General features: G+C 53.9%; 14 protein-coding genes, 2 pseudogenes and 1 other annotated feature. Of the genes and pseudogenes, 6 read left to right on the top strand and 10 right to left on the bottom strand.

Annotated elements, in window-relative coordinates; all coding sequences use genetic code 11:
• Positions 1-13: 13 nt before the first annotated feature.
• The 6 genes from pheS to thrS all read right to left on the bottom strand — a co-directional run bounded on the left by pheS (position 14) and on the right by thrS (position 4,554).
• Entirely contained in the window at positions 14-997 is a 984-nt protein-coding gene (gene pheS / locus EIEH_RS06795; RefSeq protein ID WP_015871210.1) for a phenylalanine--tRNA ligase subunit alpha, read from the bottom strand.
• A 105-nt stretch (positions 998-1,102) separates the two neighbouring features.
• Positions 1,103-1,227: a sequence feature (Phe leader region), on the bottom strand.
• On the bottom strand, positions 1,178-1,222 hold the full coding sequence (pheM, locus tag EIEH_RS18895; protein ID WP_193352018.1) for a pheST operon leader peptide PheM: 45 nt from the start codon (positions 1,220-1,222) through the stop codon (positions 1,178-1,180). Its footprint overlaps the feature before it by 45 nt.
• 157 nt (positions 1,228-1,384) lie before the next feature.
• Positions 1,385-1,741 carry a 50S ribosomal protein L20 gene (gene rplT / locus EIEH_RS06790; RefSeq protein WP_015871209.1) on the bottom strand — a complete coding sequence of 119 codons (357 nt, stop codon included), beginning with the start codon at positions 1,739-1,741 and terminating at the stop codon, positions 1,385-1,387.
• 43 nt (positions 1,742-1,784) lie between these two features.
• Complete coding sequence (gene rpmI, locus EIEH_RS06785; RefSeq protein WP_005293643.1) at positions 1,785-1,982, bottom strand: 50S ribosomal protein L35; 198 nt, start codon at positions 1,980-1,982, stop codon at positions 1,785-1,787.
• 97 nt (positions 1,983-2,079) lie between these two features.
• Positions 2,080-2,622 (bottom strand): translation initiation factor IF-3, encoded by a 543-nt coding sequence (infC, locus tag EIEH_RS06780; RefSeq protein ID WP_015871208.1) that lies wholly within the window; start codon positions 2,620-2,622, stop codon positions 2,080-2,082.
• Between the two features lie 3 nt (positions 2,623-2,625).
• Positions 2,626-4,554 carry a threonine--tRNA ligase gene (thrS, locus tag EIEH_RS06775; protein WP_015871207.1) on the bottom strand — a complete coding sequence of 643 codons (1,929 nt, stop codon included), beginning with the start codon at positions 4,552-4,554 and terminating at the stop codon, positions 2,626-2,628.
• A 284-nt stretch (positions 4,555-4,838) separates the two neighbouring features.
• On the opposite strand from thrS, the pseudogene EIEH_RS19665 reads away from it, so the two are divergent.
• Positions 4,839-5,432 (top strand): annotated as a pseudogene (locus tag EIEH_RS19665) (transposase); the annotation flags it as partial.
• Between the two features lie 12 nt (positions 5,433-5,444).
• Here EIEH_RS19665 and EIEH_RS17510 read toward each other — a convergent pair.
• Positions 5,445-5,880, bottom strand: a pseudogene (locus tag EIEH_RS17510) (IS5 family transposase); the annotation flags it as partial.
• Positions 5,881-6,443: 563 nt separating this feature from the next.
• On the opposite strand from EIEH_RS17510, the gene EIEH_RS06765 reads away from it, so the two are divergent.
• From EIEH_RS06765 to dps, 3 genes are all read left to right on the top strand, one after another.
• Entirely contained in the window at positions 6,444-6,935 is a 492-nt protein-coding gene (locus EIEH_RS06765) for a hypothetical protein (RefSeq protein ID WP_015871203.1), read from the top strand.
• A 219-nt stretch (positions 6,936-7,154) separates the two neighbouring features.
• Positions 7,155-7,391, top strand: coding sequence for a YobH family protein (locus EIEH_RS06760; RefSeq protein ID WP_015871202.1), 237 nt, complete (start codon positions 7,155-7,157; stop codon positions 7,389-7,391).
• 325 nt (positions 7,392-7,716) lie between these two features.
• Entirely contained in the window at positions 7,717-8,226 is a 510-nt protein-coding gene (gene dps, locus EIEH_RS06755) for a DNA starvation/stationary phase protection protein Dps (protein ID WP_015871200.1), read from the top strand.
• Between the two features lie 80 nt (positions 8,227-8,306).
• Here dps and pfkB read toward each other — a convergent pair whose 3' ends face one another.
• Positions 8,307-9,260, bottom strand: coding sequence for a 6-phosphofructokinase II (gene pfkB, locus EIEH_RS06750; protein WP_015871199.1), 954 nt, complete (start codon positions 9,258-9,260; stop codon positions 8,307-8,309).
• A gap of 231 nt (positions 9,261-9,491) precedes the next feature.
• Between pfkB and EIEH_RS06745 the strand changes: the two genes are divergently transcribed.
• Together EIEH_RS06745 and ompC are read left to right on the top strand one after the other, a co-directional pair.
• On the top strand, positions 9,492-9,734 hold the full coding sequence (locus EIEH_RS06745) for a DUF4060 family protein (protein ID WP_012848661.1): 243 nt from the start codon (positions 9,492-9,494) through the stop codon (positions 9,732-9,734).
• A gap of 1,354 nt (positions 9,735-11,088) precedes the next feature.
• A complete protein-coding gene (gene ompC, locus EIEH_RS06740; protein ID WP_015871197.1) occupies positions 11,089-12,210 on the top strand; it encodes a porin OmpC in 1,122 nt (373 codons plus the stop codon).
• 636 nt (positions 12,211-12,846) lie between these two features.
• Here ompC and EIEH_RS06735 read toward each other — a convergent pair.
• Together EIEH_RS06735 and EIEH_RS06730 are read right to left on the bottom strand one after the other, a co-directional pair.
• Complete coding sequence (locus EIEH_RS06735) at positions 12,847-13,656, bottom strand: alpha/beta fold hydrolase (RefSeq protein ID WP_015871196.1); 810 nt, start codon at positions 13,654-13,656, stop codon at positions 12,847-12,849.
• Between the two features lie 32 nt (positions 13,657-13,688).
• Entirely contained in the window at positions 13,689-15,743 is a 2,055-nt protein-coding gene (locus tag EIEH_RS06730; RefSeq protein ID WP_015871195.1) for a S9 family peptidase, read from the bottom strand.
• Between the last annotated feature and the right edge of the window lie 98 nt (positions 15,744-15,841).

Below are 15,841 nucleotides of genomic sequence, written 5' to 3'. Positions count from 1 at the left end.
TGTTAATCCTGCCTTATTTGAACTGTTTGAGGAAACGCAGATCGTTTTCGAAAAATGCGCGCAAATCAGTGACACCGTAACGCAGCATCGTCAGTCGCTCCATACCCATCCCGAAGGCAAAGCCGGAGTAGACCTGCGGATCGATGCCGACGTTACGCAGTACATTGGGATGCACCATGCCACAGCCCAGCACCTCCAGCCACTTGCCGTTTTTACCCATCACATCCACCTCAGCAGAGGGTTCAGTAAACGGGAAGTAGGAGGGGCGAAAACGGATCTGCAGATCCTGTTCAAAGAAGTTGCGCAAAAAGTCGTGCAGCGTCCCCTTCAGATTGGTAAAGCTAATATCTTTATCCACGATCAACCCTTCCATCTGGTGGAACATCGGAGTATGGGTCTGATCGTAATCGTTGCGGTAGACACGACCTGGCGCAATGATGCGGATCGGCGGCTGCTGCTGCTGCATGGTACGGATCTGCACGCCGGAAGTCTGGGTACGCAGCAGGCGGGTCGCATCGAACCAGAAGGTATCGTGGTCGGCGCGTGCCGGGTGATGAGCCGGAATATTCAGTGCATCAAAGTTATGGTAGTCGTCCTCGATCTCCGGGCCGGTGGCAACGGCAAAGCCGAGCTCGGAGAAAAAGGATTCAATACGTTCAATGGTGCGCGTAACCGGATGCAGGCCACCGTTTTCCATTCGCCGACCCGGCAGGGAGACATCGATGGTCTCCTCAGCCAGACGGGCATTCAGCGCTACCGACTCCAGCGCCGCTTTACGGGCGTTCAGGGCCTCCTGAACCTCCTGCTTGGCCTGGTTGATGACCGCTCCAGCCGCCGGACGCTCTTCTGCCGGCAGATTGCGCAGCGACGTCATTTGCAGCGTTAAATGACCTTTTTTACCCAGAAATTCGACGCGCACGCTATCCAGCGCAGCGACATCCTGAGCACTCTCTACGGCTGCCTTCGCCTGGGCAACCAACTCGGCGAGATGTGACATGACTTTCCTCTTCTTCCGGCCAGTATGGCCCGATGGTCGATGTTGAGCGATGACGGCTCATCGTATTACGGCGCGCCGCTTCGCACGCCGCGTCAATGCGCGGCGATAAAAAAAGCCTCCACGAGGGAGGCTTTTGGCGCTATTTTCCGTTTCTTTTCTTATGCGCAAAGCCTCCGGCGATCAGACGCTAAAGTAAAAAAAGAAACGGAAAATAGCAGCATTCATGCTTGCGTTACCTTGATCATTCATAACGTATTGAAATCTTTGTCTATTGAAAGATCCAGCGCAGAGAATGTCAATAAATTATCACTCACTCTGCACAGTTCTGGTGAACAATGCTCCAGCTGCAAAAGCAAAAGAGGGAGCAAGCTCCCTCTTTCATCTGACTTACGCCAGAGCCACTTTCGCTTTTTCAACCAGGGCGGTGAACGCCACTTTGTCGAATACCGCGATATCAGCCAAGATCTTACGGTCGATTTCAACAGAAGCCTTTTTCAGGCCATTGATGAAACGGCTGTAAGAAATGCCGTTCTGACGGGCAGCAGCATTGATACGTGCGATCCACAGCTGACGGAACTGACGCTTACGCTGACGACGGTCACGGTAAGCATACTGACCTGCTTTGATCACTGCCTGGAAGGCAACACGATATACGCGCGAACGGGCACCGTAGTAACCTTTCGCCTGCTTCAATACTTTCTTGTGACGTGCACGTGCAATTACACCACGTTTTACGCGAGCCATATGCTCTCTCCTAAAGTCTTATTCTTGATTCAAAAAAAGTTACTTATGCGTACGGCAGGCACGCTACAACCAGACCCAGATCGCCTTTGGAGACCTGAGACTTCGGACGCAGGTGACGCTTACGCTTGGTAGATTTTTTGGTCAGAATATGACGCAGGTTAGCATGTTTACGCTTGAAACCACCACCGGCGGTTTTCTTAAAGCGCTTGGCCGCGCCACGCACAGTTTTAATCTTAGGCATTTCGATTTCCACTTCGCATTGTTAATTACAACGAATCAGTTAGGCGAACGATTCTACGGTCGGGAAACCCGAACCGTAGAACCCTTACTTGATAGCCTTACTGTTTCTTCTTGGGAGCGAGCACCATGATCATCTGGCGGCCTTCGATCTTCGAAGGGAAGGACTCGACTACCGCCAGTTCACTCAGATCGTTCTTGACGCGGTTAAGCACCTCAATACCGATCTGTTGGTGCGCCATCTCACGACCGCGAAAACGCAGCGTGATCTTGGCCTTATCGCCATCTTCCAGAAAGCGAACCAGGCTGCGGAGTTTTACCTGGTAGTCGCCATCATCGGTGCCAGGACGGAATTTGATTTCCTTAACCTGGACAACTTTCTGTTTTTTCTTCTGCTCTTTGCTAGCCTTACTCTTCTCATAGAGGAATTTGCCGTAATCCATGATACGACAAACCGGCGGTTCAGCGTTGGGGCTGATTTCGACCAGGTCGACGCCAGCTTCCTCGGCCTTCTCAAGAGCTTCTCTCAGACTGACAATACCAATCTGCTCGCCATCCACACCTGTCAAGCGAACCTCTTGGGCGCGAATTTCCCCGTTAATACGATTAGGACGCGCCGTTTGAACTCGTTTTCCGCCTTTAATACCTTATTCCTCCAACTGATGAAGACTACGGCTGCGAATCTCTTGCTGCAGCTTCTTGATTACGTCGTCAATGCTCATTACGCCCAGGTCTTTACCACGGCGTGTACGCACTGCCACTTTGCCGGCTTCGACTTCTTTGTCACCGCAAACCAGCATATAGGGGACGCGACGTAAAGTATGTTCGCGAATTTTAAAGCCAATCTTCTCGTTTCTCAAGTCTGATTTTACGCGAATACCGGCGGCCTGCAGTTTTTTGCTCAATTCTTCGACATATTCAGCCTGAGAATCGGTGATATTCATCACTACGGCCTGTACCGGCGCCAGCCACGTTGGGAAGAAGCCGGCAAACTCTTCGGTCAGAATGCCGATAAAACGCTCCATGGACCCCAGGATGGCCCGGTGGATCATCACCGGCACCACACGTTCGTTGTTTTCGCCAACGTAAGAGGCGCTCAGACGACCCGGAAGAGAGAAGTCGAGCTGCACGGTACCACACTGCCAAGCGCGATCCAAGCAATCATGCAGGGTAAACTCGATCTTCGGTCCGTAGAAGGCGCCCTCACCCGGCTGATATTCAAACGGAATCCCGTTCTCCTGCAGCGCTGCGGCCAGGTCCTCTTCCGCGCGATCCCAGATTTCATCGCTGCCGATACGCTTCTCCGGACGGGTAGACAGCTTCACCACGATTTTTTCAAAGCCGAAGGTGCTGTACATGTCGTACACCATCTTAATGCAGCTGTTGACCTCGTCGCGGATCTGCTCTTCGGTACAGAAAATGTGCGCATCGTCCTGGGTAAAGCCACGGACGCGCATCAGGCCGTGCAGGGAGCCCGACGGCTCGTTGCGGTGGCAGCTGCCAAACTCGGCCATGCGCAGCGGCAGATCGCGGTAGGACTTCAGCCCCTGGTTGAAGATCTGCACGTGGCCCGGGCAGTTCATCGGCTTGATGCAGTATTCACGGTTCTCTGATGAGGTGGTGAACATGGCATCCTTGTAGTTTTCCCAGTGGCCGGTTTTCTCCCACAGCACGCGGTCCATCATAAACGGACCCTTCACCTCCTGGTACTGGTACTCTTTCAGCTTCATGCGAACAAACGCTTCCAGCTCGCGGAAGATAGTCCAGCCGTCATTGTGCCAGAACACCATGCCCGGCGCTTCTTCCTGCATATGGTACAGGTCGAGCTGTTTACCGATCTTGCGATGGTCACGCTTGGCCGCCTCTTCCAGACGCTGCAGATAGGCGTTCAGCTGCTTCTTGTCTGCCCAAGCGGTACCATAGATGCGCTGCAGCATCTTATTATCGCTGTCGCCGCGCCAGTAGGCGCCGGAAGACTTCTGCAGCTTGAAGTGGTGACAGAAGCGCATATTCGGCACGTGCGGACCACGACACATGTCGAGATACTCTTCATGATGGTACAGGCCGGGGCGATCGTCGTGACTGATGTTCTCGTCGAGGATCGCCACTTTGTACAGCTCATCGCGCGCGACAAAAGCGTCACGTGCCTCTTGCCAGCTGACTTTTTTCTTGATGACGTCGTAGTCTTTTTCCGCCAGCTCATGCATACGCTTATCCAGGCGCTCGAGATCTTCCTGGGTCAGCGTGTGATCCAAATCGACATCATAGTAGAAGCCGTTGTCGATTACCGGGCCGATGGCCATTTTGGTTTGTGGCCACAGCTGCTTGATGGCATGCCCCAGCAGATGGGCACAGGAGTGACGCAGAATGTCTACCCCTTCCTGATCCTTGGCGGTAATGATGGCGACCGTTGCGTCGGCATCGATTAAATCGCAGGCGTCGACCAGCTCACCGTTGACGCGACCGGCGATACAGGCTTTTGCCAGACCCGGGCCGATATCGCGGGCGATGTCCATGACAGATACGGGATGGTCGAAATGACGCTGACTGCCGTCAGGAAGCGTAATAACAGGCATTTGAATTCCTTATCTACAGTGGTGACCCACACGACAGGTCACATATAGAAAAAAGTTTTGTTGAGTTTCAGGGATTGCCGGTGCGTTCCTGCTCTACTTAGCAAGACGCGTACGCTGCGCCATCAACGACTCTGCGGATAACACAGCGGACTAACACCGCGCCGCGCAATATTACCCCCCAGCAGCCGCAATTGCCAACCGCAATCCCGGCAGCGAAAGGGATTGTGCTACTCCGGCACGCGCTTGCCGCGGGTCGCGGTGCAAAAAGTGAATGTGCTTTTCGTATTGATCCAGAATATCGTGCAGTACCGGCTCCTGAGTCCCGCCCATCAGATCGTAGTCCTGCCACCCTCTTTCAGGTAGACCGCAACCCGGTAGTATGGACTGACAGTGCACAGCCTGCAGGTCGTGGTCGACCGCGTCATGAGACCGATATGGCTATCACCACGCTCCTGATGATGAAGCGCGTGTTCCATCTTTCTCGCCGGTATTTGCCCAGCCCGGTTGACTCAATTTGTACGCTGATGGCTCTGCTGCTGTGCTGCCCAGACTACAGCGGTATCAGTCAGCGTACCAAGGCGGTTCACATCAGTTTTACAACACCACCCGTGGTGAAATCTCACATCGGGTCATCGATGCTACCGGTCTGAAGGTCTTATGGAAAGTCCGGCAGCATGGTGCTGATAGGCGCAGGATGTGGCGCAGGCTTCATCTGGCCGCAGATCGTGCAACGCATGAGATTATCTGTACCGGTTTATCGCTCTGCGCTACAGCAGTGTGCAGGTATTGCCGGGACTGCTTAACCTGTTAACCTGACCCACCGGAAAATCAGGGAGGCGTCGGCTGATGGCGCTGATGAGACATGGGATGGCCATGATGTGGACTGTCCCCACAACCAGTGACAAAGGAAGCCCGTTGGCATCTGTCATCAGACTGCGCTTTACACCTTGTTTCCCTCTGTCCGTGGGATTGCGGCCTATTTTTGGTTCCTGACAACAGTGATTTGGTCATACAGCCGTCCATCGACAACCAGGACCAGTCAATGCCGTACAGACGTTCACAGACCAGCAATCCGTCCTGCCAAACACCTACCTCTCTCCATTCCTGGAAGCGCCGGTGCGCAGAGCTCGATGAATATATCCCTGTGGCATTCAGTGCGTTCCACTGGCATCCGGTTCTGAGGACGAAGAAGATAGCATCCATTGCGGCACGGCTATCAACGCGTTTCCGGTGCGTATCGAGTGGATGGCTGGTTTTGTGCTCAGGGATACGCGGTGCCATTGTTTCCCAGAGTTCATCGCTGATCCGCCATTTGCTGCCTGTCATATTTTCGCCTTCAGAAATTATCAGTTACGACATTCTGACAATCCCTTCTGGGATAGGTTATTAGCATGTGGCACCCGATAAGGATTTGTAGAGTTGGTAGGAGGGGCGCACGCATAAGATAAATCGCCTATCAAAACATTGGGGAAGCGTGGGTAAGATAACAGCCGGGAAATAAAGAGGCCTCACGGATGAGGCCTCAGATAATCGAGTGCTACATATTTAAGGGCATGACCACCGCGAGGCAGAAATCCCGCGCCGTTTACTCAGTGGCACATTCCGGGCAAGCCAAGACGAGGATCTGTTGGGTGCTGCAACTCACTGTCGTCACGAACGTAATTAAATGTCCCATTTAACTCCTTCCGTTGCCTCGAATGATATAAACATAGCGGAATCTTCAGTAGTCGAGTGTGATATAGCTCACCGATCTATCTCTTTTTTTGCGCGCACGGGCTGAGTGCTTTGCGCAAGATCCGCTTTTCTATCGCGTCGGGAAATTTGACCGTAGACATTGAGTTGTAGCGTACGCTTGCTATCATCGCGGCCTACCTAGCGAGGAATATATGATGAAACACTATCTTTCACTGTTGGCTGTGTGCCTGCTGGCCGGTTGTAGTGCAGGACCTCAGGCGACAGAGAGCATGCCGCAGACGCTGCGCAGCAACTATCAATGCGATGTGCCGCAGGCGCAAGCGTTCCCCCCGCTACAGACGGGGGCGGATCTGGTGGTCAATATGCGTCATCTCTCTCAGCATGCTCAGGCACGAAACTTCGTCGCCGGTCAATGGTTGGTTCGCAACGGCTCACTGCCTGAACGCGATCGTATCGGCGCCTGCAGTACGCAGATCTTACAGGCGTCACGCCAGATTATTGATGCTCAGTATCAGGCAGTATATCCCACCCTCAATACTCAGGCGCAGCGCGATGCGCTGAAGGAGACTATCACGACATGGCGTGCTGCGATGCAGGGGATCACGCCGCAGGGCGTTAACGATACGTCACTTTCGGCTTTCAATACGGCGGCAGATCGCCTGCTTTCGCTGCTGCAGCCGCGCTGAGGCCGGATGCGATTGGGTGGAGGTATGGATTAACGCATCCTCTCCCGCCCGCCGCGCGTAGGATGCCGATAGTTTTAACGTTCATGATGGCCGCTCCGCTCAAGTAGTGAGGATTTATTGTCCCACTGTGGCACAGGATATAATAGAGGGCGACCATTTCATTAACAAAGCCCCGTTAGCGCCGCAGATCGGCGCCGGTCTAAAGGCTAAGGAGTTGTCATGCATCTGCTAAAAACTACCCTGATCCTGTTGATCGTCATCTATCTGGCCATGCTATTCAGCGGCTATGGATTTCTGATCAGCAGTCGTAACAACCTGGGGGGACTGGGACTTCAGTGCCAGTATCTGACCACCCGCTCACTGGTAACGCAGACGCAGATCCACGATAGTAACGGTGTCATCGGTATCGCCGAATGCCCGCTGTTTAAGGCCATCAGCTCCCCCCTAGATCAGTAACCCCAGCACAAGTGGGCCAATCCCGCGCCCAAATGACGCAGCAGGTGCGATAACCCGCTGCCGTCACTCTCATCGAGTGCCTGATGGCCATAAACATTATCATCATGCGGCGATAAAGATAGCATCGGCGTAAAGTCCAGAGCAGCACGCCAAGAGAATAAAAATAAAATGTGCCACCATCCATAAACGATAGCCTACTCCTATCGAACAAATACTGATAACCCTCTAGCGATCCTCCTGCCCTGCTCCCTATACTGACATAAAAAGTACGTATTATTGCGCTGTCTGACTAAATAAACGACGTAAATCAATGGGAGAAATAATCATGAACGTGACCCCGCTGAATACCACCACGCTGGAACCTTCCCTGGTGACCACCCGCAACGATCTGGCCCCAGAGATTAAGCAACAGACCATCGTTCAACTACAGCCGCTGGTCGCTGAGTTTATCGATCTGGCCCTGCTGACTAAGCAGGCACACTGGAACATGAAGGGCAAAAATTTTATCGCTGTACACGAAATGCTGGATGGTTTTCGTACCGCTCTGCTGAACCACCAGGATATCTTCGCCGAACGTATCGTTCAGCTGGGCGGCATCGCGCTGGGGACTCTGCAAACGACCGCGGCCATCTCATCGCTGGCTCCCTATCCGTTGAATATTACCCACATCCGTGAACATCTGTCCGCCCTGGCGGATCGCTATGCCGTTGTCGCCAACCATACCCGGGGGGCGATTGGCGCCACGCAGGACGAGGACAGTGCGGACATGCTGACCGCCGCCTCGCGTGACCTGGACAAGTTTCTGTGGTTCATCGAGGCCCATCTGGCCGACTAGCCTCTGACGAGGTGCCATCGATATGAGCCGGTGGCGGATGCCGTCCCGTGTCTTTTTTTGTCCACGCCATCTGCGGCGCATTAGAATGGATGCGACTGCGGGTGATGGGCCTCAATATAGGCTGCAATCTCCGCGACATCGCTCGCCTGACATAGCTCGGTACCGTGGCGTAGCGTTGCCGCGGTTCCGGCCGCAACACCGCCAATCGCCAGTGTGCTCAGCGATCCTCCCAGAGCCAGCTGCAGCGTCATCGCGGCGACCATACTGTCACCGGCTCCCACCGTCGTCAGCGCCTTAATCGGCGGCGGCGTCACCTGAATCCAGGCTTGACGATCAACGGCAATCGCCCCCTGAGCCCCCAGGGAAACCACCACATACTGCGCAACGCCCTGCAATACCAGCGCATGGGCCGCCTGCAAAACCGAAGCCGGCTGCGTCATATCCCGCCCGCTCAACGTCGCCAGCTCCTTTTGATTAGGTTTAATCAGCGCCAGTCCTCCCTGACTCACCGCCGTCATCAAGGCATCGCCCGAGGTATCGACAACGCAGCGAATACCACGCTGACAAACGTACTGCAGCAGTGCGGCAAACCGCTGCGGCGTAATGCTTTCCGGCAAACTTCCGCTCACCACCAAAAAAGCATCCGCGGGGATCTGATCAAGTCGTTGCGTCAGAAGATCGAATTCCCGCGGCGTCAGATCCGCGCCAGGCATCACAAAACGAAACTGCTCGCCGGTAGCCGTCACATTGATATGCATATTTTGACGCGTCCAGCTCTGTACCTCTACCACATCAACCGCAATCCCTTCCGCCAACAGCAGTGTGGTTAAGTATGCACCGGTCGATCCTCCCGCAGGATAGATGGCCACTGCGCCTCCCCCCATGCGGTAAATGGCCCTGGCCACGTTAACCCCACCGCCACCCGGTTGGTATATGGCCTGACTGCAGCGTAACTTACCCTCCGGATATATTTTATCCGTGCTGGTCGAACAGTCCAGCGAGGGAGACAGCGTAAGGGTATAGACAGAATTCATATGCGCGCCTTAATCGGTAGAGTTTATTTCAGCGTAGCATGCCTTGCCTCCCCTCATCCTGCAGTGCGCGATCACCTATAGGGGATTCCGCGGAGCTTGACCGAACGGTATTGTTAACTAACGAGCGGAAATTCTGACTGAAACGTGTCGAAGTATAGGGAATGGTGCTATAACAGAAAGGTCAGCCTACGCTGAACAGAGCAAATTGATGGATTTATGTAGGGAGCCTGTATGAAACGGATCATTAAAGGCGATACAAACTTCTCTCACCTTGTTGTTGCCCATGCCGCTATCGACCAGCATGCAAACGCCTTCGGCCGCACCCGTCAAGGATGGCCTTGTATCTACCACCTGAAATACCGGGATAAACTCATTGCCGTAGAGGTCGTCACCCGACGGCAATCCTATGTCGCGACCGTCATGGTCGGCGCCCGCAATCTAACCAAGCTATGCGGCATGCCAACCGCCGCCTGATAACCAGGGGCACACAGACCGGTGTGCCCTCCCCGAAGACCTTCATCTTACACCCTCAGTATCACGACGTGCTGCCAGTTTGAAAGCTACGCATGGCAGCGTTACTTTCCAGCCGTCGATTTAAAATAACATAAACAAGAACAATATGTTATCTTAAAATCACAAATATAACCTTGCAACTCAGTCGCAACGGAGCTTAAGTAATTAGGCAACCTACCCAACGATAGTTAAAGAGAGGCTACTATGAGTAAGGGAATGGATAGCAAAAAAAATGCCAAGAAAAAACCGCAGAAAACGCTGGTGGAAAAGCGCGCGGCAAAACGTGCTAAACGCGCCCACACGGGGGATGTGGTAGAATAAAAACAACAGCACTTTTGAAAAATAACCCGCTACGGCGGGTTTTTGTATTATATGCAGGCGCAGTGATTCCTTTTCATTGATTTCACCGGGAGTACCGGGTACGGCTAGTGCGACATACGCAGCGATGCCAACGATTATCTATAGCGTGGTATTTTTCGCCTTCTATTTCTCGGAAAATAATCACCATCGAATCATGCCATGGCTAAGACAACCCTTATAAAAAACCAAATAACTCTATCATTCCCATACTCTATTATATCATCAATGAAATACACTCCTTATTAAATAAAAACATTGTTAATAATACAAACAGCGTAAAATAGTATTAACCCGCCACGAAATTTATAGTTCACACCAAACACAGAAAAAACAATAAAACATGATCATTACATATATGTAAATAAATTAAAAACACACCACATACAATTAGAAGGATGTATCATGGCCTAATATTATTAATAATAATTCCTGCCAAAAAAATAGAACAAAGACTCAAATGAATAGAGATTTATGATGATTAGCAAGAGGTTTTTATGAAAAAAAAAGCCAACCCGAAGGGTTGGCTTAAAAAGAAAGCTTTAAGACACAGTAAAAAATAAAATGCAGTAACAATGATGAGGTCTAAGTATACGATAACAATAGAGATAATATTGACATTTTGTGTGATCGCCAAGAATTAGCCAGAATAGTCAAAACAGATAGCACGACAAATAACAAAACACTGACAATTGCGCAACCGCATAAAAAACATACGGCGCGTTATAAAATATAGCAACATTTACATTTACACATAGTTAATTACGCCATTTAATATATTAAATGGAACTCTGCTTTTTATTTAGCTGAAAAAACACCTATCATTAGGGCGTGCCCGATGTGTTTACTTTGACAGATGGAACGCAATTTAGTTCTCACTCGCAGCACCAAAAAACAAAATAAGCAGTGGCATCTCATACCTGACCGCACCGGTCAGCAACTAAGAAGGAATATTATTGTGAAACGTAATCTGCTGGCAGCCGTTATTCCTGCTCTGTTAGTTGCAGGCGCAGCCAACGCTGCGGAAATCTACAACAAAGACGGCAACAAGCTGGATCTGTACGGTAAAGTAGACGGTCTGCATTACTTCTCTCAAAATCATAGTGTGGATGGCGACCAGTCCTACGTCCGTTTCGGCTTCAAAGGCGAAACCCAGATTAACGATCAGCTGACCGGTTATGGCCAGTGGGAAGCTCAGGCTAACGTTAACCAGCCGGAAAGCAATTCATCTAACTTCTTCACCCGTCTGGGCTTTGCCGGCCTGAAGTACGGCAACTACGGCTCTATCGACTACGGCCGTAACTACGGCGTGCTGTACGACATCGAAGGCTGGACCGACGTGCTGCCGGAGTTCGGCGGCGACACCTCTGCCCAGTCCGATAACTTTATGACCCAGCGCGCCAACAACTTGGCCACCTACCGTAACAACGGCTTCTTTGGCCTGGTTGACGGTCTGAACCTCGCTCTGCAGTATCAGGGTAAAAACGATACCACTGGCGAAAGCAACAACGGCCGTGACAAGCTGACTAAGCAGAACGGCGATGGCTTCGGTCTGTCCACCACCTACGATCTGGGCTGGGGCATCAGCGCCGGTGCGGCGTACACCACCTCTAACCGTACTACCGTTCAGAAGTGGCACGGCAACCAGTCTAACTCCAACGTTGCCGGCGGTAACAAAGCCCAGTCCTGGGGTGCCGGCCTGAAGTATGATGCCAACAACATCTACCTGGCCACCATGTACACTGAAACCCAGAACATGACCCCGTTCGGCTCCACAGGTATCGCTAACAAGGCGAAGAACTTCGAAGCCGTGGCCCAGTATCAGTTTGACTTCGGTCTGCGTCCGTCCATCGCCTACCTGCAGTCCAGGGCCTCTGAGCTGAACGCCTACAACGGCTTTAACGGTGGCAAGGCTGACCTGGTGAAATACGTTGACCTGGGCGCGACCTACTACTTCAACAAGAACATGTCCACCTACGTTGATTACAAGATCAACCTGCTGGACAATAACGACTTCACCCGCGCGAACAGCATCAATACCGATGACATCGTTGCTCTGGGTCTGGTTTACCAGTTCTAATCCACGTCTGCGGATAGCATAAAGGGGCGCCAGGCCTGACGGCTCCCTATAAATAAAGACAGGCATAGAGGATTGTGATCTACCCGTAAGGCCTCTCCTCTATGTCTGTTTCTCTGGTTTTCCCTGAATTTTTCAGTCCGCCACTGACCTCTCTCCACCAGTAGCATAAAAGACGCAGCGTGATATGAGCGTTGCTCTGATCCCGCGTCACTTCCCCCACACCAGCATCGGTGCACGTTAAACGCATAATTAAGCGTGCCGACAGGCATCTCAGCCGTAACCTCATGTTCAGTGATATTCTCAGCGGGTGCCCTGCCCCGCAGCTTCTCACTGTGTGATTGCCGAGGTCTGGAGTGGCCAGAGATCAGCGGTTGCAGACCCGCCTGTTCCCCTGAAAAAGGGATAAGCAAGCAGTGTGCAATCAAGGCGGGTGTTATGGTATCTGAGGTTGCGTAAAAATGCGCTCCACCAGTCACCCGGGATACTGTCGGGGGAGGAACCCCGACAGGGTGGATGCGGGTATAGCGGGGGCCAACAGCAACATCATCACGGTGTACTGATAATGTTTTGGGGAGGAGCCGTCAGACATCAGCTCCCTTTTTATCTGGCCCACGCCTCGCACTGCGAGATGGCGGCTTAGCGCGGCAGACTCCGCTGTAAAAACGTCAGCAGCAGCTGGTTCACCCGCTGCGGCTGCTCCAGCGTACAGATATGCCCGGCCCCGGCAACCACCTCCTGACGGCAGTTCAGCATCTCAGCCATCAGATATCCCTCCAGCGGTGGGCGCGGTCGATCCTCTGCCCCGGTGATCACCAGCGAGGGCATGTGCAGCCGGGTCAACAGATCGCAGCGATCCGGGCGTCCAAAGATCATCCGCCCCAGCGGAACGATGCTGTCGCGTAGCGTCTCTGCGGGTAGTCTGGCCAGGCGCTCGCTCAGCGCGGCGATCAGGTCAGGCTCCGGCGTCTGACGGAAGAACAGCGGTGCTATCTGCGCCAGCAGCGGCGGCGGGATAGCGCCGGCCTGCTCGATAGCCTCCAGCATGGCAAAATAGCGCTGGTGGGTTACCTCCGGCTCGCGTCCCACGAACGTATCCATCAGAACCAGCGCCGCACAGCGATCGCCGGTCAACGCCGCCAGTTCGGCTCCCCACATTCCGCCGACGGACAGCCCCACCACTGCAAAACGCTCGATCCCCAGGCTGTCCAGCAGTGCCAGGGTATCCTGCGCCAGGCAGGCTAGCGAGTGGTGCCCCTCCGGTAGCGCCGCAGAGCGGCCGTGTCCCCACAGCTCCGGTACGATGACGCGGTAGTGGGCGCTCAGCGCCTCGATCTGCGGACGCCACATATCGGCATCGAACAGGTAGCTGTGGCCCAACACCAGCGGAAAGCCGCTGCCGTGGTCCTCATAGTACATATCGCGCTGGTGTAAATGCAGTATTGGCATACGACTCCTTGCTAAAGCTCACCCAAGCGGGTCTATTGTGTTACGCCAGACAGCGTTAAAATAAACGCATATTCCAACGCAATATCTTCATAGGCTTTAAAGCGCCCCGATTTTCCCCCGTGCCCCGCCTCCATATCGGTATGCAGCAGCAGCAGGTTATCATCACATTTCATCTCACGCAGGCGTGCCACCCACTTGGCTGGCTCCCAGTATTGCACCTGAGAGTCATGGAGTCCGGTGGTCACCAACAGATGGGGGTAGGCCTGTGCCCGGACCCCATCATAGGGGCTGTAACGCTGCATGTAGTGGTAGTATTCGGGATCCTCCGGATTCCCCCACTCATCATACTCACCGGTCGTCAGCGGGATCGAGGGGTCCAGCATGGTCGTCACGACGTCGACGAAAGGTACCTGGGCGACTGCGCCGCGGTAAAGCTGGGGAGCCATATTAAGCACTCCGCCCACCAGCAGCCCACCGGCGCTGCCGCCCATGGCATAGACCTGATCGGTGGCGGCATACCCCTGACGGACCAGCCCCTGCGTAACATCGATAAAATCATAAAATGAGTTCAGCTTATGCAGTAGCTTACCGTCCTCATACCACTGCTGTCCCAGATCGGCGCCGCCACGGACGTGGGCCAGCGCAAACACAAAGCCCCGGTCGAGCAGACTCAGGCGGCTGGTGCTGAAGCCGGGATCCATGCTGCTGCCATAGGCGCCGTAGCCATAGATCAGGATCGGATTCTGTCCGCGCACAAAACGATCGCGCCGGTAGACCAGGGACACCGGCACATCCACGCCGTCCCGCGCCCGCAGCCAGATGCGTTCGCTGGCGTAGTCCTGCGCGCTAAATTCCGCCACGCTCTGCTGCTTCAGCAGGCGCCGCTCACCGCTGTTCAAATCCAGCTCATAGACACTGCCCGGCGTCGTCATTGATGCGTAGCCGTAGCGCAGTTTGGCAATCTCTGGCTGCGGGTTATAGCCCAACCAGGTGACATAGGTTGGATCGTCGAAATGGATCAGTCGCTCCTCTCCGTCATCGCGACGGATCTGGCGCAGCGTCGTCAAACCGTGGGTGCGCTCCTCCACCACCAGCCACTCCTGAAACAGACAGAAGTCCTCCAGCATGACCGCATCGCGGGGCGGCACCAGCGTCTGCCAGCTCAGTACATCGCCATCCGGTCCACAGTACAGGGCAAAATTCTGCCCTTCCCGGTTAGATCGGATATAAAAACGCGAGTCATAGTGCTCCAGCGAATACTCGTGGTCGCGCCTACGCGGCTGGAAGCAGTGCGCCCGCGCCTCGGGGTCATCGGCATCCAGCAGCAAAACCTCGGAGGTTGTGGTGCTGCTGATATGGATCATCACGTAGCGCTGGGAGAGCGACTTCTCCAGCCCCAGGTAAAACGCGTCATCCAACTCCTGATAGATCAGGCAATCCTGGCTGCAGGGCGTGCCCAGACGGTGGCGATAGATCTGATAAGGCAACAGGGTCTGTGGATCCAGGCGGATATAGTAAAAGGCGCGGGAGTCGTTACACCATTCGATATGCCCATCGCACCCTTCGATCGACTCCTCCAGCCAGATGTCATCCATCAGGGATTTTACACGCAGCGTATATTGTCGCCGGGACACCGTATCCTCGCTGATGGCCAGCAGGCGGTTATCCGGGCTGACCTCCAGCGCGCCCAGTGCATAAAAATCATGCCCCTCAGCACGCTGATTGGTATCCAGCAGCCGCTGCCACGCCGTCTCGTTCTCTGGGCACGCCGACTCAGGCTGGCGCCAATATTCGGCATATTCGGCGGCGGGCCGGTAGCGGTGCTGGTAGCGGTAACCGTTGCGCACATAGGGAACGGAGGCATCCTGCTGGGGAATACGCGCCACCATCTCTGCCAAGAGCGCCGATCGCAGCGCCGACTGCGGCGCCAAACAGCGCTCGCTGTAGGCGTTTTCCGCGTTAAGGTAGGCTAACACCTGTGGATCGCTGCGGGTGTCGTCGCGCAGCCAGTAATAATCATCAACCCGGCGATCCCCGTGCATCACGATCTCATAGGGATGTTTTGCTGCTTTTGGTGCCTTTTTCATTCTTAATGCCTAACGGATTCATCACACAAGCCATCTTATAACAGGGTGACACAATCCGCAGGCGGTGAAAATGCAAAAATACCGTCGTATGCCTGGTA

The sequence above is a fragment of the Edwardsiella ictaluri ATCC 33202 genome, assembly GCF_000264785.1.
Lineage (GTDB): Bacteria > Pseudomonadota > Gammaproteobacteria > Enterobacterales > Enterobacteriaceae > Edwardsiella > Edwardsiella ictaluri.
The sequence above is the reverse complement of the archived record's forward strand: the minus strand, read 5'-3'. Positions and strand labels throughout refer to the sequence as shown.